General features: G+C 69.5%; 15 protein-coding genes, 1 tRNA gene and 1 pseudogene. 3 read left to right on the forward strand and 14 right to left on the reverse strand.

Translation table 11 applies throughout. The features are described 5' to 3' along the window. From ASD66_RS24685 to ASD66_RS06140, 3 genes and pseudogenes are all read right to left on the reverse strand, one after another. Nucleotides 1–180, reverse strand: a pseudogene (locus ASD66_RS24685) (hypothetical protein); the annotation flags it as partial. Between the two features lie 57 nt (nt 181–237). Continuing rightward, entirely contained in the window at nt 238–1,239 is a 1,002-nt protein-coding gene (locus tag ASD66_RS06135) for a TAXI family TRAP transporter solute-binding subunit (protein ID WP_056679907.1), read from the reverse strand. Between the two features lie 67 nt (nt 1,240–1,306). Then, nucleotides 1,307–3,463 carry a TRAP transporter permease gene (locus tag ASD66_RS06140; protein WP_082599339.1) on the reverse strand — a complete coding sequence of 719 codons (2,157 nt, stop codon included), beginning with the start codon at nt 3,461–3,463 and terminating at the stop codon, nt 1,307–1,309. A gap of 99 nt (nt 3,464–3,562) precedes the next feature. Here ASD66_RS06140 and ASD66_RS06145 point away from each other — a divergent pair, with 99 nt between their 5' ends. Continuing rightward, nucleotides 3,563–4,234 carry a response regulator transcription factor gene (locus tag ASD66_RS06145; RefSeq protein WP_056679904.1) on the forward strand — a complete coding sequence of 224 codons (672 nt, stop codon included), beginning with the start codon at nt 3,563–3,565 and terminating at the stop codon, nt 4,232–4,234. 4 nt (nt 4,235–4,238) lie between these two features. Continuing rightward, a complete protein-coding gene (locus ASD66_RS06150) occupies nt 4,239–5,615 on the forward strand; it encodes a sensor histidine kinase (RefSeq protein ID WP_056890311.1) in 1,377 nt (458 codons plus the stop codon). Here the strand turns inward: ASD66_RS06150 and ASD66_RS06155 are convergent. The 4 genes from ASD66_RS06155 to ASD66_RS06170 form a co-directional block, all read right to left on the reverse strand. Then, nucleotides 5,594–6,565 (reverse strand): TAXI family TRAP transporter solute-binding subunit, encoded by a 972-nt coding sequence (locus ASD66_RS06155; protein ID WP_056890312.1) that lies wholly within the window; start codon nt 6,563–6,565, stop codon nt 5,594–5,596. The two genes, ASD66_RS06150 and ASD66_RS06155, sit on opposite strands and share 22 nt — an antisense overlap. A 46-nt stretch (nt 6,566–6,611) precedes the next feature. Beyond that, nucleotides 6,612–6,884: a hypothetical protein gene (locus tag ASD66_RS06160; protein WP_200949882.1), complete on the reverse strand. Its 273-nt coding sequence runs from the start codon at nt 6,882–6,884 to the stop codon at nt 6,612–6,614. 360 nt (nt 6,885–7,244) lie between these two features. After that, nucleotides 7,245–7,317, reverse strand: a tRNA-Thr gene (locus ASD66_RS06165). A 95-nt stretch (nt 7,318–7,412) separates the two neighbouring features. Further along, nucleotides 7,413–7,619 carry a hypothetical protein gene (locus ASD66_RS06170; protein WP_056679895.1) on the reverse strand — a complete coding sequence of 69 codons (207 nt, stop codon included), beginning with the start codon at nt 7,617–7,619 and terminating at the stop codon, nt 7,413–7,415. A gap of 117 nt (nt 7,620–7,736) precedes the next feature. Between ASD66_RS06170 and ASD66_RS06175 the strand changes: the two genes are divergently transcribed. After that, nucleotides 7,737–8,654, forward strand: coding sequence for a LysR family transcriptional regulator (locus ASD66_RS06175; protein ID WP_056890314.1), 918 nt, complete (start codon nt 7,737–7,739; stop codon nt 8,652–8,654). Between the two features lie 126 nt (nt 8,655–8,780). Here ASD66_RS06175 and ASD66_RS06180 read toward each other — a convergent pair whose 3' ends face one another. The 7 genes from ASD66_RS06180 to ASD66_RS06210 form a co-directional block, all read right to left on the reverse strand. Further along, nucleotides 8,781–10,349: an alpha/beta hydrolase gene (locus ASD66_RS06180; protein WP_056890315.1), complete on the reverse strand. Its 1,569-nt coding sequence runs from the start codon at nt 10,347–10,349 to the stop codon at nt 8,781–8,783. 16 nt (nt 10,350–10,365) lie between these two features. After that, nucleotides 10,366–11,556: a DNA polymerase III subunit delta' gene (locus tag ASD66_RS06185; protein WP_056679887.1), complete on the reverse strand. Its 1,191-nt coding sequence runs from the start codon at nt 11,554–11,556 to the stop codon at nt 10,366–10,368. Next, nucleotides 11,553–12,203 (reverse strand): dTMP kinase, encoded by a 651-nt coding sequence (gene tmk, locus ASD66_RS06190; RefSeq protein WP_056679955.1) that lies wholly within the window; start codon nt 12,201–12,203, stop codon nt 11,553–11,555. Before tmk ends, ASD66_RS06185 begins: the two co-directional genes overlap by 4 nt. Before the next feature lie 36 nt (nt 12,204–12,239). Continuing rightward, a complete protein-coding gene (gene topA / locus ASD66_RS06195) occupies nt 12,240–14,954 on the reverse strand; it encodes a type I DNA topoisomerase (protein ID WP_056890316.1) in 2,715 nt (904 codons plus the stop codon). A 114-nt stretch (nt 14,955–15,068) separates the two neighbouring features. After that, the gene (locus ASD66_RS06200) at nt 15,069–16,145 is read right to left on the reverse strand and encodes a DUF2510 domain-containing protein (protein ID WP_162254250.1); all 1,077 of its coding nucleotides are present in this window, start codon (nt 16,143–16,145) and stop codon (nt 15,069–15,071) included. 66 nt (nt 16,146–16,211) lie between these two features. Next, the gene (locus tag ASD66_RS06205) at nt 16,212–17,693 is read right to left on the reverse strand and encodes a methyltransferase (protein ID WP_056890318.1); all 1,482 of its coding nucleotides are present in this window, start codon (nt 17,691–17,693) and stop codon (nt 16,212–16,214) included. Between the two features lie 94 nt (nt 17,694–17,787). Beyond that, nucleotides 17,788–20,097 (reverse strand): sodium-translocating pyrophosphatase, encoded by a 2,310-nt coding sequence (locus tag ASD66_RS06210; protein ID WP_056679875.1) that lies wholly within the window; start codon nt 20,095–20,097, stop codon nt 17,788–17,790. Nucleotides 20,098–20,186: the final 89 nt, after the last annotated feature.

A 20,186-nucleotide genomic window follows, 5' to 3' on the forward strand; every position in this document is an offset into this window, starting at 1 on the left:
CGCCGGAATCGACGCCGACTCGTACCAACCAGCCAGCTGCGGCTTCACCTTCGACTCGACGTACTTGCGCACCGTGTCGCGGATCGCGACATCCTCCTCCGAGAGCAACGCGTCGGTGTCGAAGAACTGGAGCGGCGTCATGGGTGCCTTCGACGCGGCGGTGGTGGGGTGGTCGTTCACGGGGTCACTCCTGGGCGGGATCGGTGGGGGCGTCATGCGGAACGGTCGGGCCGGGCGCTACTTCGCGAGGTCGGCGAAGGCGCGCTCGGAACCGGGGTGCACCGGCACGGGGTCGCTCTTCTCACCGTTCTCCAACGCGATCTCCTTGGCCGCCGGGTGGACGTCGACCAGCTTGTCGGTCTCGCCGAAGACCAGGGTGGTCAGCGCGCAGGCCAGGTTGTCGCGCATGTCGTTGCGGACCATCAGCAGGTTGGGCACCACGATCGACGGGACGTCCTTGTCGAGCTCGTAGGTGGCGGCGGGCACGGTGCCGGCCTCGTAGACCTGGTTGATCTTCTTCAGCTTCGGCAGCAGCGGTGTGGCGTCGAGGAACTTCACGTCGTCACCGACCGAGGTGACCAGGTCGGTCAGCGCCGGGGTCGGGATGCCACCGGACCACACGAGGCCGTCGATGCTGCCGTCCTTCATGCCGTCGATGGTCTTGGTCAGGTCGAGGCGCTGGGCCTTGACGTCGCTGGTCTTCAACCCGGCGGCCTCGATCAGCTTGTTGGCGATCACCTCGGTGCCGGACTGCGGCGAGCCTGTCGAGATCCGCTTGCCCTTGAAGTCGGCCACCGAGTCGATGCCGGAGTCCGTGCGCACCACGATCTGGGTGTAGTTGGAGTAGATGCGACCGATCGTCGACACGTCTTCGGCCGAGTCGAAGTCACCTTCGCCGTTGACCGCGTCTGCAGCGGTGTCGGCCAGCGAGAACGCCACGTCGTAGTCGCCCTCGACCAGCTGCTGGATGTTCTGCACCGACGCCCCGGTCTCCGCGGAGGTGGCCTGCACGTCGGTCTCGTCGTTGATCAGCTTGGCGAGGCCGCCGCCGACCACGAAGTAGACGCCCGTGGAGTTGCCGGTGGCGATGCTGAGGCGCCCTTCGCCGGCGTCACAGCTGGACTCGTCGGCTCCGCTGCCGGCTTCGTCCCCGGCCTGTTGACCACCGCACGCGGCCAGGGTCAGGGCGGCGGTGGCGATGCCGGCGGTGAGGAGGGCGAGCTTCTTCTGCTTCTTCATGGGAGTGACCGTTTCTCTGATGGGGTGGGACGGAGGGAAGGTGACGCGTGGGCGGGAATGGGGATGCTCAGGACTGTGGGGCGGGCTCTGCGGTGCGGTCGCGCCCACGCACCGCCAGGTGGAGCAGTACGGCGACGGCCAGCACGACGCCGCCGGCGATCATCGAGAGCGGCTCGAGGTAGAGCAGCAGCAGCGCGGCGGCGAGGCAGAGGAGCCGTTCGACCAGGCGGGTGGGGCCGAACATCCACCCAGTGGTGGCGACGGCGAGCCCGGCGACGGCGAGGCAGCAGACCACCGTGGCACCGACGACGCCGGCCAGGCTCCCCCGGCCGAGCAGCAGCGACCCGTTGTCGGTGACCACGAACGCGAGCGGTGCCAGGAAGGCCGGCAGGGTGTACTTGCAGGCCTGCATCATCGTCGGGATCACCTTGCCGCCGGTGATGGCGGCGGAGGCGACCGCGGCCAGCGCCGTCGGCGGGGAGACCTCCGAGAGCACGGCGTAGTAGAAGATGAACATCGCCACCTCGGGGGCGCCGACACCCAGCGAGATCAGGGCCGGGCCGATGACCACCCAGCTGAGGATGAACGACGCGGTGACCGGCACGGCCAGGCCCAGGATCAGGATCGCGATGGCGGAGAAGATCGCCGACAGCAGGATCAGCACGGCGTGGTTCGGCGCGATCGCCTCGGCCGCCTGCACCAGGAAGTCGGCCAGGACCTGGCCGAGGCCGGTCTTGGCGATGGTGGAGGTGATGACACCTGCCGCCGCGCAGACGGCGATCACCGGCAGTCCGGAGCGGATGCCGCCGGCCAGGGCGCCGTACAGGCGGGAGACGAAGTTGACCAGCGAGGCCTTCAGCTCCATCCGCTCACCGGGGCCCTCGTCGGTCTCACTGAACCCGCTGACCACCGGGCGGCGGGAGAGGAACGCCTCGGCCAGGCCGAAGGCCGCGGCCACCAGCGTGGCGTAGACGACGGCCTTGAACGGCGGCACGTCGATGGCGAGGAAGAAGATGATCACGCCCAGGCTGAGGAAGTGGTAGCCGGAGCGGGCCAGCAGCTGCCAGGGGCTGCCGATCGCGAGCTCGACCCGCTTGGCGCCGAAGCGCCGGGCGTCGATCTCGACGGCGATGAAGATGCCGACGTAGTAGAGCAGGGTGGGCACGATCGCCCAGCCGAGCACGGTGATGTAGGAGACGCTGAGGTACTCCGCGATGATGAACGCGGCAGCACCCATGGTCGGCGGCGAGAGGATCGCGCCGATGCCGGAGGCGGCCAGCATGCCGCCGGCGGACTCCTTGGGGTAGCCGGCCCGCTTGAGGATCGGCCAGGCGAACGAGCCGAGGGTGACCGCGGTCGCCGTACCGGAGCCGGAGACGGTGCCGAGCAGGAAGCCCGAGGTGGCCACGGTGCGCCCCGGCGCGGTGGAGGACTTGCGGAAGAGCGAGAACGCGAACTCGACGAAGAACCGGCCTGCGCCCATCCGCTCGAGGACGGCGCCGTAGATCGTGAACAGCACGATGTACGTCGCGGCGACGTCGAGCGGCACCCCGAAGAATCCGCTGGCCTCGTTGTAGAGGGCGTTGACGATCTGGTCGATGTTCAGGCCCATGTGCGAGATGGTCCAGTGGATCGGCAGGTAGCCGCCGTAGTAGGCGTAGGCGAAGAAGACCAGGCAGACGGCGGGCAGGACCAGGCCGGTGGTGCGGCGCGTGGCCTCGAGGACCAGCACCATGAGCAGCAGGCCGGCCGCGATGTCGAGGTCGAGCAGCGATCCCTGCCGGTCGAGGAAGCCTTCGTAGCCACCGAACCCGTACGACGTCTGCGCGATCGGCAGCACCGGATAGAGCCCGACCACCAGGGTGATCAACGCCAGGGCCCAGTCGACGATGCCCGGGTTGTCGTTGCGTTCGGTGGCGTTGAGCGCCTCGATCGGGTCGTGTCGTGAGGCCCGGAACCGGTAGCAGACGAAGGCCAGCGGGAGCGTGGTGGCCAGGAACAGCACGAGGTAGTACTGGCTGCCCAGGGTCAGCGGCCAGAACACCTGCTTGAGCACGAACAGGGCGACCAGGAAGCACCAGAGGTTGACCAACCGGTCGACCCGCAGCGACAGCCGTCGGCCGGGCCGCTCCTCGTCGAACTCTGCGGCCAGCTTCTCGGCGTCGGCGGCGGACAGCTCGAGGCCGTCCGTGCGGTCGCGGGGGGTGGCGGTTGGGGTAGGCATGCTGGGTAACGTATGGACGTGAACCACGTCACATCCACACTTGGCTGCGAGACTTTACAGAGCCTTGAGGTACGCCGCTCCGATCCCTCCTGAGGACCCATGCGCATCCTTCTCGTCGAGGACGACGACCGAGTGGTCGCCGCCCTCGAACCGGCCCTGCAACGGGCCAACCTGATCGTCGACCGGGCGGCGACCGCGGCCCAGGCGATGACGATGCATGCGGCCGCCGACCTGATCCTGCTCGACATGGGGCTCCCCGACCAGGACGGCTTCGCCCTGTGCCGCCAGATCCGCGAGGTGAACCCCGTGCCGATCATCGCGGTCACCGCCCGCCGCGAGGAGTCCAGTGTCGTGGCCGCACTGCGTGCCGGGGTCGACGACTACGTCACCAAGCCCTACCGGCTCGCCGAGCTGATGGCGCGGATCGAGGCGGTGATGCGCCGCAGCGGTCGGCGTACGGTCTCCGAGCGCGCGGAGTTCGGCGGCATCCGGGTCGACACCGGGGCCCGCCAGGCGTACGTCGACGACGAGCCGGTCGCGCTCGCGCCCAAGGAGCTGGACCTGCTTGCCCTGCTGGTGCAGGGCAATGGCGACGTGGTCACCCGGGAGTCGATCATGGAGGCGATCTGGCACACCTCGTGGGTGGGCGCCTCCCGCACGATCGACGTACATGTCGCGAGCCTGCGCGGGAAGCTCGGCCGGCCGGAGCTCATCGAGACGGTGCGCGGCACCGGCTACCGGGTGGCTCCCGCTCGCGCCGAGGGGACGTGAGCGGGTGAGGCGCCGACTCGTCACGGTGGCGGCCGCCCTGCTCGGCATGCTGCTGGTCGCGCTGATGGTGCCGCTGGTCAACGCGTACGCCGAGGATCGCACCCAGGACGTCTTCGTCCGCCGCCTCACCGACGTGACCCGCTTCGCGGTGCTTGCCGAGCGGGCGTTGGAGGACGGCCACTTCAACGAGCTGGAGACCGACCTCGAACGCTACGCCGACGTGTACGGCGGCACCGTCGTCGTCACCGACGCCAACTCGGTGGTGATCGCCGCATCGACGCCGGGCGCCGACGCCCGGGACCCGGACGTCGCCCGGGCCGTCGAGCAGGCACTGTCCGGCAGTGGCACCTCACCGCCCCCGACCGCGTGGCCGTGGCAGGGCGACCCGATCGTGCTCGGTTCACCGGTGGGCCGCGACGCCCAGGTCCTCGGCTCGGTGATCCTCGTGACGCCCACCGACGACATCCGGTCCGACGTCGGGGTGCGGCTGGGCCTGCTGGTCCTGGCCGGTCTGGCCGTGCTGGTGCTGACCGCCGTGGGCGTGGTCGGGCCGTTCGTGCGCTGGGTGCTCCGACCGGTCAGCAGCCTGGACGAGGCGGCCCTGAAGCTGGCCGAGGGAGACCTGTCCACCCGGGTGCCGGCGCTGGCCGGGCCACCCGAGCTGCGGCACCTCGCACGGTCGTTCAACCAGATGGCCGACAACGTGGAGACCTCCCAGCAGCAACAGCGCGACCTGATCGCGGACGCCTCCCACCAGCTGGGCAACCCGTTGACCGCCCTACGGCTGCGCCTGGAGAACCTGCGCGCGACGACCGGCGACGAGGGCGAGGCCGACCTGGCGCTCGACGAGGCAGACCGGCTCAACTCGATCGTCGAGTCGCTGCTCGACCTGAGCCAGGTGGGTGCCCACCAGGTGACGGCGCAGCCGGTCGACGTGGCCGCGCAGGCCCGACACCGCTGCGAGATGTGGGCGCCGGTGATCGAGCACCTCGAGGTCGACCTGCCCGTGAGCGCGACGGCCCTGGCCACGCCCGACATCGTCGACGTCGCCCTCGACGCCCTGCTCGACAACGCCGCGAAGTTCGCCGCCGGGTCCCGGGTCGAGGTGCGGCTGCGCACGCTCGACGACCACGTCGTGCTCAGCGTGCGCGACCACGGTCGGGGCCTGCATGCCGATGACCTCTCGCAGGTCGGTGCCCGCTTCTTCCGGGGCCGCGAGCACCAGAACATCGGCGGCACCGGGCTCGGCCTGGCGATCGTGCGGGCGCGCGTGGAGACCTTCGCTGGCCACTTCGCGATCGGTCCGGCCGAGGGCGGCGGGCTGGTCGCCGAGGTGATGCTACCGCGTTGGACGGGGGCTCAGCCCCGCTCCCTGAAGTAGCGCAGCGCGCCGGGGTGCAGGTCGAGCGGGCTGGTGAAGATCGCCGCGTTCAGGTTCGGCTGCGGCACACCCGGTGCGATCCGGTCGATCGCGTCCTGCGCCTCGAAGATCACCCGGCAGACGGCGTAGGCCACGTCGTCCGACATGCCCGACGACACGACGAGGTAGTTCTTCACGCTGACCGTCGGCACCACGTCGGGCAGGTCGTACGTCGAGGCCGGCACCAGACCGTCGACGTACTCCGGGCCGTAGGTCTCGGCCATCGGGTCGACGGACTCGGACAGATCGACCAGGCGGATCGTCGTACGCCGACTCAGGTCGAGCACCGCTTCGTTCGGCAGCCCGCTGACGAAGAAGAACGCGTCGAGGTCACCGGCCTCGAGGGCCGCGGTGTCGTCCTGCAGTGACTGGCCCGAGGCCGACACGTCGTCGAGGCCCAGGCCGTTGCGGCCCAGGATGCGCTCGGCGGTGACCCGCGTTCCAGACGACAACGCACCCAGACCGACGCGGCGTCCGGCCAGCTGCTTCACCGCGGTGATGCGCGAGTCGGCCCTGACCACGAGGTGCACGAAGCTGTCGTAGGAGCGGGTCAGCGCCTGCACGTCCAGTGGTTCCGCGAAGCTGCCGTTGCCTCTGCTGGCGTCCGAGGCGGTGTCGCCGAGCGAGAACCCGAGGTCCGCTCCGCCCTCGGCGACGAGGCGCAGGTTCTCCACCGACGCATCAGTCGCGATGGTCCTCGCACTGAGCCCGTCGAGGCGGCGGGCCAGGACGGTCGCCAGCGCCTCGCCGTACCGCATGAACACGCCGCCCGGGTTGCCGGTGGCCAGGGTCAGGTCGACGTCCGCGAGGTCGGACCAGTCGTCGCCGAGGCACCCGGCCAACGACCAGGCGGCCGGCGCGACCAGGCCGGTCACCAGCAGTCGCCTGCGGGAGACGACGAGGGAGGGCATGACCCGAGGTTAGTGGCGAGGACCGCGGTCCGGGGCTGCGCCTGCGCTACGGCTCGGTCAAGGTGGCTTCTGAGTACAGCGCACCGACCTGAAGGTCTACAGGGACGCCCAGCTTCTTGGACAGGGCTGCCTGTTCCGTGCCGGGGTCGCGGTTGCCGAAAGCCTTTCGCCTCACGATGACCACCAGCATGCGATCGGCGACCAAGACATGGGCGACGGGGTAGTCCATGTCGGTGTGAAGCACTGCCAACCGGGCGCGTTCCAGATCACCTCTGTCGGGGGTTCCCGGTGCGGGTGAGACGTGTCCGACCGCGAACACGAGAAAGACGAGACATGCAACTGCGGACCCCACCGCAGCGACCCATCGGCGTCGGCTAGCCAGCACTGTGGCCACCCTCGCCGGGGTTGCCAGAAAAGTGGACCTTGGATACTTCAGTCGTCGACATGGGCGCCCACTCCGTCTAGTGGCTGGTGACGTCGACTGTAGGGATCGGAGAACGTCATGGTTGCGAATTCGCGCGACCGTATTCGTTCCGTGACCAGCATCAGGAAGCTACTTCTCGAATCCCTGCGCGCTGATCACAGGCTCGCGAAGTTGTGGGGCACGCCAGGGGATGCCCCGCGAAATCACAAGAACCGCAGGCCGGGAAACAAGCCCCTGACCTGCGGTCCTTCTCTGAGCCGCCTGTCAGAATCGAACTGACGACCTAATCATTACGAGTGATTCGCTCTACCGACTGAGCTAAGGCGGCGCGTTGTCCGGGACGGATCCCGGACAACGCGGGGAAGNGAAATCAGATCGACGACCGGCCCCGGAGCCGGTCGTCGAGGGTGAGGTTCCGGTGGATCAGGCCGCGTTGGCGGCAGTCTTGGCGGCGGGCTTGGCAGCGACCTCGGACTGTCCGCCGGTGGTGCCGTTGTGCCAGAGCTGCTCGGAGCCGCACCAGCAGGTGTAGGTCATTGCGGTGACGCCGTCGATCTGGGCCATGCCCGTGACCTGGCTCGGGAAGATCAGCATCTTCTGGTCGCATGCGGTGCAGTGGTTGACGAACATGGTGACCCCCTCAAGGTCTCGTTGATGCCGGTTGGTTGAAACTGGCACTACCAATTCTCCGACAGAACAACCAATAGGGGTAGCCTCTCTTTCCTGTAGATCCTCAAGGGAGTCCCTATGCTTTCCCTGCACCAGCTGCGCTGCTTCCTCACCGTCTATGAACGCGGCTCACTGACCGCGGCCGCCGAGCACCTCGGCTACGCCCAGCCCTCGATCTCCGAGCAGATCCGCACGCTGGAGAAGACGCTCGGCGTGCAGCTCTTCGCCCGGGTCGGTCGCGGCGTCACGCCCACGGCCGCGGCCGAGACCCTGCGTCCGCACGCCGAGCGGACCGTCGAGTCCGCCGAGGAGGCCAGGCGCGCGGTGCAGTCGGTGACCGCCCTCGAGACCGGCACGATCCGCTTCGGCATGTTCGGCACCGCCCGGTTGTACGCCGGCGCATCGTTGATCGCCGACGTGCTCGAACGGCACCCCGGCGTCCGCGTCGAGCTCGTCGGCCAGAACTCCTCTGACGTCCAGGAGGACCTCCGCCGCGGTCGCATCGAGGCGGCCATGATCGCCGTACCGCAGGTCAGCAGCGAGGGCATGGCCGTGACCCCGGTGGCCCACGACGAGCTGGTCTACATCAGCGCCCATCCCGAACGGCTGCGCACCCCGGTGACCGCACAGCGGCTCGCGAAGGCGTCACTCGTGATGCCCGAGACGACCTGGCGCGCCGACGACTCCACCCGGATCGTGCTGCGCGGGATGATGCACGAGACCGGCCTGAACCCACAGACCCGCATCGAGGTCGAGGACGTCGAGACCGCCGTCGAGCTGGTCGGCATGGGACTGGCCGACTCGGTGATCCCGCGCGGTGCGGCGGACTCGCTGCTCCCCCGGCTGGCACCCAAGGCCGGGTTCGTGTCGCTGCGACCGCGTCAGGTCGACACCATCGCGATCGTGCACCGGGTGGGGGCCACGCTCTCCCCCGCCGCGAAGCTGATGATCGAGCTGGCGACCGCGCGGATCCAGGCGATCGCCGAGCCGATCTGACCAGCCTGGGAACACTCGTTGGTGGCTCATGGCTGTTGCAAGGCGCCGAGACGACCAGCATCCACCAACGAAGCGACGAGCCGTCTCGAAGGGCGCTCGTTCCCCACTCCCCTCACACCGTGGAAGCTACTTGCACTCCACGTCGGCGGTGGGGACCTCGCCGTCGATCAGGTAGGACTCGATCACGTCGTCGACACAGTCGTTGCCCATGTTGTAGCCGGTGTGGCCGTCACCGTCGCGGCTGACCAGGATCGCCGGGTCGAGCTGCTTGGCCAGCGCCTGCGCCCACTCGTAGGGCGTGGCCGGGTCGCGCGTAGTCCCGACCACCAGCAGCGGGTCGGCGCCGGCGGCGGTGAGAGGCGGACGCTTGGCCGGCTTGGGTCCCTGGTAGCCCTCGCAGCCCGCCATGCCCCAGGCGAAGACCTCGCCGAAGGTCGGCGACGCCTTGCGGAACGCGGCGAACGTGGAGGGCACCTTGCGGATCGGTGTGAACGACGGGTCGTCCTGGCAGTTGATCGCGAAGATCGCCTCGGAGCTGTTGTCGTCGTAGCCGCCCGAGGCGTTGCGCGAGGAGTAGAGGTCGGAGAGCTGCAGGAGCCCGGTGCCGTCGCCGTCGAGGGCGTCGCCGAGGGCGTTGTCGAGCAGCGTCCAGTAGTCGGCGTTGTAGAGCGGCGCCACGATGCCGTAGAACGCGTTGCCGATGGCGAGCTGTCGGCTGCCCACCGTCATTGGCTTCTGGTCGACCCCGGCCAGGAAGTCCTTGATCGTCTTCAGTGCCGCGGCACGGGTGTCACCGAGGTAGCAGTCGCCGCCGTCCACGCAGTCGTCGACGTACGCCGTCAGCGCCCGCTGGAAGCCCTCGGCCTGGCCGAGGCTGGCCTGCTTCGAGCTCAGCGACACGTCGACGGCGCCGTCGAGCACGAGCCGGCCGGAGCGGTCGGGGAACAGGTCGGCGTACGTCGCACCGAGCTTCGTGCCGTACGACGCACCGAAGTAGGTCAGCTTGTCTTCGTCGAGGGCAGCGCGCAGGACGTCCATGTCACGGGCGGCCTCGACCGTCGAGACGTGGGCCGCGACGTCACCGCTGAGCCTCTTGCAGCCCGCGCCCATGCGCAGGTTCCACTGGCGGAACGCCTTCACCTCGGCGGGGGTGTCGGGGTCGGGGTCCCCGGCGATGTAGCGGTCGAGCTGGGCGTCGCTGAGACAGTCGACCGGCGAGCTCTTGCCCGTGCCGCGCGGGTCGAAGCCGACGATGTCGAACTTCTGGCGCACCGGGTCGCCGAACGCATAGTCGGCCTGGTCGGCGTAGCTGGTGCCGGGTGCGCCGGGGCCGCCCGGGTTGACGACCAGGTAGCCGACCTTGCCGGCGTCGTCGTCGGCCGGGCGCATCAGCAGGTTGAGGTCGATCGTCGCGCCGGTCGGGTCGTCATAGTCGAGCGGCACCTTGATGGTCGCGCACTTGCGGGCACCGCAGGCGGACCAGTCGACCCGCTGGTCGTAGAAGGTCTGGAGCGCGGGATCGGGAGCCGCCTGGTCGCCACCGGTCACCGAACCGTTCTCGTCGTCGGGGACCGCCGGTTCGCCGATCGTGCCGGACGAGTCGTCCTCGTTGTCGAGGGCGAGGTTCCAGACCGTGGTGCCGACCACGAACAGCACCAGGACGGCGAGGCAGACGATGGCGACGATTCGTTTCACGCTGGCTTCTCCTGGGTCACGGACGGGTCCCCTCGGGCAGGCGCAGGGCGACCATCATGGACTCCAGCGCCAGGGCGGGCGGCACGTTGAACTCGAGCATCTGCTCGCGGGCGGTGAAGATCGCGGTGATCCGCTGGAGGTTCTCCTCGGGCGTGGTCACCCGGACCAGTCGGTCGAGGTCACGCCGCAGCTCCTCGTTGACCAGGTCGGTGCCGGCGCCGGTGGCGATCACGAGGGCGTCGCGGTAGACCGAGACGAGGTCCATGAGCCCACGGTCGATGACGTCGAGGACCCGGCGCTTGGCCCGGGTCTTCTGCCCCTTCTCCAGTGCGGAGAGGGCCGGGTTGTACTCGCGCGGTCGTCGGCCGCGGTCGACCACGCCGTACGTCGTGTCGAGGTCGGACTTCTCACGCACGTCGAGCTCGGCGGTGATCGCCTCGGCCTCCTCCTTGGCCACCTCGTGCAGGTTGGTGGCCGCGGTCATCGCGGAACCGAGCGAGGTGAGGGTCACCGGCATCGACACGACGTCGCGTCGCCGGTTGAGGGTGGCCTCGTCGGTGGCCAGCGCTCGGGCCCGCCCGATGTGGCCCTGGCTGGCGCGTGCGGCGTACGACGCCTTGGCCTCGCCGACCCCGAGGGTGCGCACGAGGAACGACGCGACGTCGGCGGTCGACGGGGTCGACAGCGTGACGAGCCGGCACCGCGAGCGGATCGTCGGCAGCACGTCGTCGACGGTGGGCGCGCAGAGCATCCAGACGGTGCGGTCGGTCGGCTCCTCGATGGCCTTGAGCAGGGCGTTGCAGGCCTGCTCGGTGAGCCGGTCTGCGTCTTCGACGATCAGGATCTGCCAACGCCGGCCGACCGGGGCGAGTGCCGAGCGGCGGACCAGGTCACGCACCTCGTCGACGCCGATGGAGAGGCGCTCGGTGCGGATCACTGAGACGTCGGCGTGGGAGCCGGCCAGCACCGTGTGGCAGGAGTGGCACACCCCGCACCCCGGGCCGGCGTCGCTCTCGCACTGCAGGGCCGCGGCAAAGGCGATCGCGGCGTTGGAGCGTCCGGAGCCTGGAGGGCCGGTGAAGAGGAACGCCTGGCTCATGCCGTGGCCACCCGCGGCCGTGCGCAGCGCGGAGATCACCGGCCGCTGCCCGACCAGGCTGCTCCAGACGTCGCCGGGCCGCGTCGCGGGCTGTGTCGTGCTGGTCATCGGCGTGCCGCCTGGCCCAGCATCGGCTCGACGCGTTCGCGCACGGCCTTGGCGATCGCGTCGATCGGCAGCCGGGCGTCACACACGAGGTAGTGGTCGGGGTTGGCCTCGGCCATCCGCAGGAACGCCCCGCGCACCCGCTGGTGGAAGTCGTCGGTCTCGCCCTCGATGCGGTCGCGCTCGGTGAAACGACCGAGCCCGTGCTGCGGCTCGAGGTCGAGCACGACGGTGAGGTGCGGGCGCAGGTCGTGGGTGGCCCAGCGGTTGACCTGCTCGACCTCGTCGACGACCAGGTCACGGCCGGCGCCCTGGTAGGCCAGTGCGGAGTCGACGTAGCGGTCGGTGATCACGACCTCGCCGCGGGCCAGCGCCGGCGAGACCACGGTGTCGATGTGTTCGGCCTTGTCGGCCGCATAGAGGAGCGCCTCGGTGCGGTGGGACAGCTCGCCGGTCGCCGGGTCGAGCACGATCTGCCGGATCTGGCGACCGACCGCGGTGTCACCCGGCTCGAAGGTGAGGACGACGGCGTAGCCCTGCTCCTCGAGCCACGCCCGCAGCAGCGTCGACTGGGTCGACTTGCCGGCGCCCTCGCCACCCTCGAAGCAGACGAAGACGCCCACACTTGAATAGCTGCCCGGTGACGTCACGTCGTACACCCTATGAGGTGCCACCCACTGGTGGCCTCACGCCTTCTTGGCAGTCTTCTTCGCCGCAGCCTTCTTCGTCGTCTTCTTGGCCGCAGCCTTCTTGGCGGTCTTCTTCGCCGGGGCCTTCTTCGCGCCCTTCTTGGCCGTCTTCTTCGCCGGGCCCTTCTCGCGACGCTCGGCCAGCAGCTCGGCCGCGCGCTCGATGGTGATCGCCTCGACGGTGTCGTCCTTGCGCAGGGTGGCGTTGTACTCGCCGTCGGTCACGTAGTCACCGAAACGACCGGACTTCACCACCACGGGCTGGCCGGAGACCGGGTCGGGCCCGAGCTCCTTGAGCGGCGGGGCGGCCGCGGCGCGACCACGCTGCTTGGGCTGGGCGTAGATCGCCAGCGCCTCGTCGAGCGTGATCGAGAGCAGCTTCTCCTCGGAGTCGATCGACCGGGAGTCGGTGCCCTTCTTCAGGTAGGGACCGTAGCGACCGTTCTGCGCGGTGATCTCGACACCCTCGGCGTCCTCGCCGACCACCCGCGGCAGTGAGAGCAGCTTGACCGCGTCGTCGAGCGAGATGGTGTCGAGCGACATCGACTTGAAGAGCGAGCCGGTGCGCGGCTTGGCCTTCTTCGGAGCATCCTCGGGCAGCACCTCGGTGACGAACGGGCCGTAGCGGCCGTTCTTGGCGACCACGGTCAGGCCGGTCTCGGGGTGCTCGCCGAGGTGGATCTCCTCGCCGGCCGGGTTGGCCAGGAGCTCCTTGGCCTTCTCCATGGTCAGCTCGTCGGGCGGCAGGTCGTCGGGCACGTTGGCCCGCTTGCCGGCCGGCGCCCCGTCGTCGCCGGGGCCCTCGAGGTAGGGGCCGTAGCGGCCGACGCGCAGCGCGATGCCGCTGTCGGGTCCGCCGACCGGGAAGGTCGCCAGCTCCTTGGCGTCGATGTCACCGAGGCCGTTGACCAGCGGGTGCAGCCCGGCGACCTTGTCGGAGCCGTAGTAGAACTCGGCCAGCTCGGTGTTGCGGTCGCGGCGGCCACCGGCGATGTCGTCGAGGATGTCTTCCATGCCGGCGGTGAACTCGTAGGAGATCAGCCGGGTGAAGTGGTCGGTCAGCAGCCGCACCACGGAGAACGCCAGCCAGGCCGGCACCAGCGCGGTGCCCTTCTTGTAGACGTAGCCGCGGTTCAGGATCGTGCCGATGATCGAGGCGTACGTCGACGGGCGGCCGATCTCGCGCTCCTCGAGCTCCTTGATCAGCGTGGCCTCGGTGAAGCGGGCCGGCGGCTTCGTGTCGTGGCCCTGGGCCTGCAGCGACGCCGCGGTGACCCGGTTGCCCTCCACGAGCAGCGGAAGGCGGGTCTCCTGGTCGTCACGTGCGGCGGCCTTGTCGTCGGTGCCCTCGACGTACGCCTTGAGGAAGCCGTGGAAGGTGATCACGCGGCCGCTCGAGGAGAACACGACGTCCTCGCCCGAGGCGGCGGCCCCGCCGTAGCGGATCGAGACCGAGTTGCCGACGGCGTCCTTCATCTGGGAGGCGACGGTGCGCATCCAGATCAGCTCGTAGAGGCGGAACTGCTCACCGGTCAGGCCGGTCTGCGCCGGGGTACGGAAGCTCTCGCCGGCGGGGCGGATCGCCTCGTGCGCCTCCTGGGCGTTCTTGACCTTCGAGGCGTAGACCCGCGGCTTGTCGGGGAGGTACTCGGCGCCGTACAGCTCGCGGACCTGGTCGCGGGCGGCACCGATCGCCGACCCCGACAGCGTCGTGGAGTCGGTACGCATGTAGGTGATGAAGCCGTTCTCGTAGAGACGCTGCGCCACCGACATGGTGCCGGAGGCGCTCATGCCGAGCTTGCGGCTGGCCTCCTGCTGGAGCGTGGTCGTGCGGAACGGGGCGTACGGCGACCGCTTGTAGGGCTTGGACTCGACCGAACGGACGTCGTACGTCGTGTCCTGGAGACCCGAGACCAGGGCCTCGGCACGGGCGCGGTCGAGGTGTACGACGGACTTGCTGGCACTGGACGCCTTGAGCTGGCCGTCGTCGCCGAAGTCGGAGCCGCGGGCGACCCGCGAGCCGTCGATGGAGTGCAGCTTGCCCGGGAAGATGCGCGGGTCGAGACCGGCGCCGGCGTCGAAGGAGCCGTCGATGTCCCAGTAGGACGCGGAGCGGAAGGCCATCCGCTCCTTCTCGCGGTCCACCACGAGGCGGGTGGCCACCGACTGCACGCGGCCGGCGGAGAGACCGCTCATCACCTTGCGCCACAGGACCGGCGAGACCTCGTAGCCGTAGAGGCGGTCGAGGATGCGGCGGGTCTCCTGGGCCTCGACGAGGTCCATCGCGATCTCGCGGGGGTTCTCGACGGCGGCCAGGATCGCGGCCTTGGTGATCTCGTGGAAGACCATCCGCTTGACCGGGATGTTCTTCGGCTTCAGCTCGTCGAGGAGGTGCCAGGCGATGGCCTCGCCCTCGCGGTCCTCATCGGTGGCGAGGAAGAGCTCGTCGGCGTCCTTCAGCAAGCCCTTGAGCTTGGTGATGTGGCTCTTCTTGTCACGCGGGACGACGTAGTAGGGCGTGAAGTCGTGCTCGACGTCGACCGCCAGGCGGCCCCACGGCTTGTCCTTGATCTTCGCCGGGGTGTCGGCCGCGTTGTTCGGAAGGTCACGGATGTGGCCGATCGACGACTCGACGACGTATCCCGCGCCGAGGTAACCCGCAATGGTGCGGGCCTTGGCGGGGGACTCGACGATCACCAACTTGTGTGCCACTGAACTCGTTGTCTCCTTCTCGAAGCAGAGCTCCGTCGGGAATCGAACAGGGCTCTCGGCGGCTTACGGTAGCGCGTGCAGCAATCGGGCCGACCCGGACCGGCCAACGGGTGGTCAGTCCACGGTGATGCCGGCCACTGCGGCGTTGAGCTGCTCGAGGAGCTGGGTGTCACCGATCGGGACCACTCCCGCGAAGATCGCGAAGGTCTCCGGGTCGCCGGTGTCGACCGCCACCACGACCGCCGTGTCACCGGTCGCCTTGACCTTGGGCTCGTTGATCTCGATCTCGGTGTCGACCCGCCAGGCGTCGTGGCCACCCACGTCGAGCGCCTCGGAGGCGCCCGGACGGATGTCGGTCACGTTGCGGTAGAGCCGCGTGGACCTGGCCATGCAGCCGGCGATGCTCTCGGCGGCCTGTTGCACGTCGGTGTAGCCGTCAGACTTCTTCACGCTGCCGACCACGACCATCGAGATCCAGCCGGAGTCCTTGGTCTTCTCGATGACCTTCATCTGCCCGTTGGGAGCGCTCAGGAAGTCGAACGCGTCCTCGTTCTGGTCGGCGTCGGCGCCGTCGCTGTAGCCGTTGGTCAGCGGGAACGAGATGCCGCCGCCGCTGACCTGACCGGGCTTCGACACGCCCTTGGCGGCCGGCCCGGCGGTCGGGCAGGTCTCCAGGACGGGGGCGCCGGACGTCTCGGCGTCCGTGGGCCCGTCGGTCGGCTCGTCGGTCTGGTCGGTGGTCGGCTCGTCGGTGGGATCGTCGGTCTGCGACGAGTCGTCGGAGGCCTTCTTGTCATCGGAGTCGTCGTCACCGAGCGTCAGCACCGCGGCGATGCCGCCGCCGACCAGGATCAACACGGCCAGCACACCGCCGATCAGCACCCAGAGCTTGCCCTTGCCGCCACCGCCGTTGCCCCCGCCGGCGCTGGGCATCGGCGACCACTGCTGACCCGACGTCGACTCCTGGCCGGGCCACCCCTGGGACTGCTGCCCCTGCGGCGACCACTGCTGCTGCGGCTGCTGTGCCGACGGCTGGGGCTGCTGCGGCGCGCCCGGAGCCTGACCCTGCACGCTGGGCGGCGGGTCGGCGTACGGGTTGGAGGTGGTCTCCGCGCTCCACGACTGGCCGTTCCAGTAACGGTAGGAATTCGGCTGGCCGGAGGGGTCGGGATACCAAGCGGGCTGGGACACGCCCACAGAGTAGACGACGAAGCCGGACCTCTCGTCCGGCCGACGTCGGGCCGGCGCTCGGAGCGCCTACGCCAGGAAGCCCTCGGCGACGAGCTCGCGGACGGTCGGCAGGTGCGCCGCGCGGGCCTCCTCCGCGTCGACCTCGAGCAGCACCGACAGTGCGTCGATGATCTGCCCGACGGTGAGCTCGCCGTCGCAGGCGCCGACCAGCGCGGCCACCAGGGTGTCGGCCTGCCGGGCCCGGCGCAGGCCGCGCTGCTGGCGGAGCACCACCGTGTGCGGGTCCTCCGCACCCGGGGCACCCACGGTCTCCTGCTGCACGTCCGTGCGTACGACGAGCCGCGCGGCGAGCAGTGCCTCGTCGTCGAGGCCGGCCAGCCGGTCGACGGCGACGCCCCAGTCGTGGACCGTGGGCGCGATCGGCTGCTCCACGTCGTAGGGCCACTCCTCGAGTCGCACGGTGGGAGCACTGTCGGTGCGGCGAAGGTTGATCCAGCCGAACCCGACGGCCTCGATGCCCTGTTGGTCGAACCAGCCCAGCCAGGTGTCGTAGCGGCGGACGTAGTCGGGCGACCCCTGGAGGCCGGCGTCCTTGAGCCACAGCTCGACGTACGTCGCCGGGTCGACCACCTCGCGCTGCACGACCCACGCGTCGCAGTCGGTGACCCACTCGGCCAGTCGCTCGTCCCAGGAACGGTCGTCGGCGATCACCCAGTTGGCCAGCACCTGGCACCACCCACCGGTGGTCAGGTGCGCCGGCGCGGCCCGGACGATGTCCTCGACGACGCGGTCGCCGGGGAGCCCGGAGTCGCGGTAGACGAGCCGCTCCCCCGTCGCCGGCGAGATCACGAACGGCGGGTTGGTGGAGATCAGGTCGAACTGCTCGCCACGGACCGGCTCGAAGAACGACCCCTCGCGGACGTCGACCCGGCTCGCGACCTCGTTGAGCTCGGCGTTGAGGCGGGTCATCCACAGCGCACGCTGGTTGACGTCGGTGGCGACCACACGCTCGACGTGCCCGGCGAGGTGCAGGGCCTGGACGCCGCAGCCGGTGCCGAGGTCGAGTGCACTGCCCACGGCCTCGCGAATCGTCAACTGGGCAAGGGATGTGGAGGCCGAGCTGATCCCGAGAACGTGGTCGGCGCCGACCTTGTTCGGTGTGCCGTCCAGGCCGGGGGTCAGGTCGCTGACCACCCAGAGGTCGCGCTCCTCGTCGGCGTACGGGCGCACGTCGAGGCGGGCCGCCACCTCGCTGACGCTCTGCTCGAGGAGGCCCTCGACCGCCATCCGGTCGACCAAGCCGGGCAGTGCCTTCTCGGCGTCGGCCAGCGACACCGGGGTCTGCAGGAGGAACAGCCGGGTCAGGGTCTCGAGGGGTGTGCCACCGCGGGTGCGCTGCAGGCCCGGCACGGTCTCGTTGCGGGACAGTGCGCCGTGGGCCGTGGGCCCGAGCAGGTCGGCGACACCGTCGTAGGTGTAGTCCGCCGCGGCGAGCGCCGTACGCAGTCGGGTCGGCAGGTCGGAGGCGGGAGGGTTCGAGGAAGGCACGCGCCGAGCCTAGTTCGTGGCTCAGACCGTGGCGGAAACGAGCGACCCGTCGCCAGTTCGTGGAGAACTGGCGACGGGTCGATGGGTGATGAGGTCAGGCGCTGGCGGAGACCTCCGACGCCGTGGCGTCGTCGCCGATCGCGATCGGACGCCGCTTGGCGATGTAGACAGCGACCGCGATGATCGCCACGGCCACCAGGGCGATGGTGATCCGCAATGCGTCGTTCTGGTCCTCGCCGACGCTCATCGAGACGACGGCACTGGCGATCAGCAGCGAGACCAGGTTCATCACCTTGATCAGCGGGTTGATCGCCGGGCCGGCAGTGTCCTTGAACGGGTCACCGACGGTGTCACCGATGATCGTCGCCTCGTGGGCAGGGGAACCCTTGCCACCGTGGTTGCCGTCCTCGACGAGCTTCTTGGCGTTGTCCCAGGCCCCACCGGCGTTGGCCAGGAAGACCGCCATCAGGGTTCCGGTGCCAATCGCACCGGCCAGGAAGCCGGCCAACGAGGCCGCACCGAGTCCGAAGCCGACCGCGATCGGTGCCAGGACCGCGAGGAGTCCGGGTGTCACCAGCTCACGCAGCGAGTCCTTGGTGACGATGTCGACGACCTTGCCGTACTCCGGACGTCCGGTGCCCTCCATGATCCCGGGGATCTCGCGGAACTGGCGCCGCACCTCGTAGACCACGGCGCCGGCGGCCCGGCCGACGGCATTGATGGCCAGGCCGGAGAACAGGAAGACGACCGCTGCACCGAGCAGGACACCGACCAGGACGCCGGGGTTGTAGACGAGGAAGTTCAGCAGGGTCTCGTCACCCTTGGTCAGGTCGCCCGCGTCGTCGACGGCCTCTGCGACCGACGTCGAGTAGGAGCCGAACAGCGCCGTTGCCGCGAGCACCGCCGTGGCGATCGCGATGCCCTTGGTGATCGCCTTCGTGGTGTTGCCGACGGCGTCGAGCTCGGTGAGGATCTGCGCGCCCTCCTCGCTGACGTCACCGGACATCTCGGCGATGCCCTGGGCGTTGTCGGAGACCGGACCGAAGGTGTCCATCGCCACGATCACGCCGACGGTGGTGAGAAGGCCACAACCGGCGAGCGCCACCGCGAACAGGGACACCGTGACGGTGGCGCCACCGAGCAGGAACGCCCCGAACACTGCGGCGCCGATGACCAGCGTGGTGTAGACCGCCGACTCGAAGCCGACGGAGAGACCCGACAGGATCACGGTCGCGGCGCCGGTCAGCGACGTCTTGCCGACGTCCTTGACCGGACGGTGCTCGGTGCCGGTGTAGTAGCCGGTCAGCGCGAGGATGCCGGCCGCCATCACGATGCCGATGACGACCGCGGCCGAGGCGATCAGACGCGGGTCGCCGGACGCGTCGGCCATGTCGAGGCCGGTGGCGTTCTTGAAGTCGGCGAAGTCGCCGGGCAAGTAGGCGTACGAGAGGATCACGGAGCCGAGCGCGCCGACGGCCGCGGAGATGTAGAAGGCCCGGTTGATCGTCTTGAGGCCGTTCTCACCGACCTTGGGCTTGCACAGGTAGACACCGAGCACTGCGGTCAGGGCCCCGATGGCGGGAATCAGCAGTGGGTAGACCAGGCCCTTGTCACCGAAGGCCTGGGAGCCGAGGATCAGCGCGGCGACCAGCGTCACGGCGTACGACTCGAAGAGGTCGGCGGCCATGCCCGCACAGTCGCCCACGTTGTCGCCGACGTTGTCGGCGATCGTGGCGGCATTGCGGGGGTCGTCCTCGGGGATGCCCTGCTCGACCTTGCCGACCAGGTCGGCACCGACGTCGGCGGCCTTGGTGAAGATGCCGCCACCGACTCGCATGAACATCGCGAGCAGGGCGGCGCCGAAGCCGAAGCCCTCGAGCACGTGGGGCGCCTCGTCCTTGTAGAGGAGGACGACGACGCTGGCACCGAGGAGGCCGAGCCCGACGGTCAGCATGCCCACCGTCGCGCCGGTGCGGAAGCCGATCTTCATCGCCGGTTCTCGACCGGTCTCCTCCGCGGCGGCGGCCACCCGGAGGTTCGCCTTCACCGCCAGCGACATGCCGAGATAACCGACCGCGGCAGAGAATCCGGCACCGACCAGGAAGAAGATCGAGCGCCCGATCCTGACCGCAGTGTCATCTGCTGGCAGGGCGAGGAGGAAGAAGAACGCAACCACGGCAAAGATGCCGAGGGTGCGGAACTGGCGGGTGAGGTAGGCGTTGGCGCCTTCCTGGACGGCCTGAGCGATCCGCTTCATGTTGTCGGTGCCTTCACCGGCGGCCAACACCTCGGCCCGGAACATCGCGGCCAGGCCAAGTGCGACAAGCGCAATGGCTCCGACCACGATCACCAGGACGAGGTTGCCTCCGGAGACATCCACAGCAGCGGGGTAGATCCCGGGCATGGCTCTCCTTTGAGTGTGACGCGGGTAACACGAGTGGCCCGGAGTCTACGCATGACGCCGGGACCTGCATGTGACCCCCGCCACATTCG

Origin of the sequence: Nocardioides sp. Root151, from assembly GCF_001427925.1 — a bacterium.
Classification (GTDB): domain Bacteria; phylum Actinomycetota; class Actinomycetes; order Propionibacteriales; family Nocardioidaceae; genus Nocardioides.

What these genes read in the sequence shown, in the direction of transcription:
- ASD66_RS06135 (WP_056679907.1), bottom strand. Translation starts at nt 1,239, where the DNA reads ATGAAGAAGCAGAAGAAGCTCGCCCTCCTCACCGCCGGCATCGCCACC.
- ASD66_RS06140 (WP_082599339.1), bottom strand. Translation starts at nt 3,463, where the DNA reads ATGCCTACCCCAACCGCCACCCCCCGCGACCGCACGGACGGCCTCGAG.
- ASD66_RS06145 (WP_056679904.1), top strand. Translation starts at nt 3,563, where the DNA reads ATGCGCATCCTTCTCGTCGAGGACGACGACCGAGTGGTCGCCGCCCTC.
- ASD66_RS06185 (WP_056679887.1), bottom strand. Translation starts at nt 11,556, where the DNA reads ATGACCAGCACGACACAGCCCGCGACGCGGCCCGGCGACGTCTGGAGC.
- ASD66_RS06155 (WP_056890312.1), bottom strand. Translation starts at nt 6,565, where the DNA reads ATGCCCTCCCTCGTCGTCTCCCGCAGGCGACTGCTGGTGACCGGCCTG.
- ASD66_RS06210 (WP_056679875.1), bottom strand. Translation starts at nt 20,097, where the DNA reads ATGCCCGGGATCTACCCCGCTGCTGTGGATGTCTCCGGAGGCAACCTC.
- ASD66_RS06170 (WP_056679895.1), bottom strand. Translation starts at nt 7,619, where the DNA reads ATGTTCGTCAACCACTGCACCGCATGCGACCAGAAGATGCTGATCTTC.
- ASD66_RS06175 (WP_056890314.1), top strand. Translation starts at nt 7,737, where the DNA reads ATGCTTTCCCTGCACCAGCTGCGCTGCTTCCTCACCGTCTATGAACGC.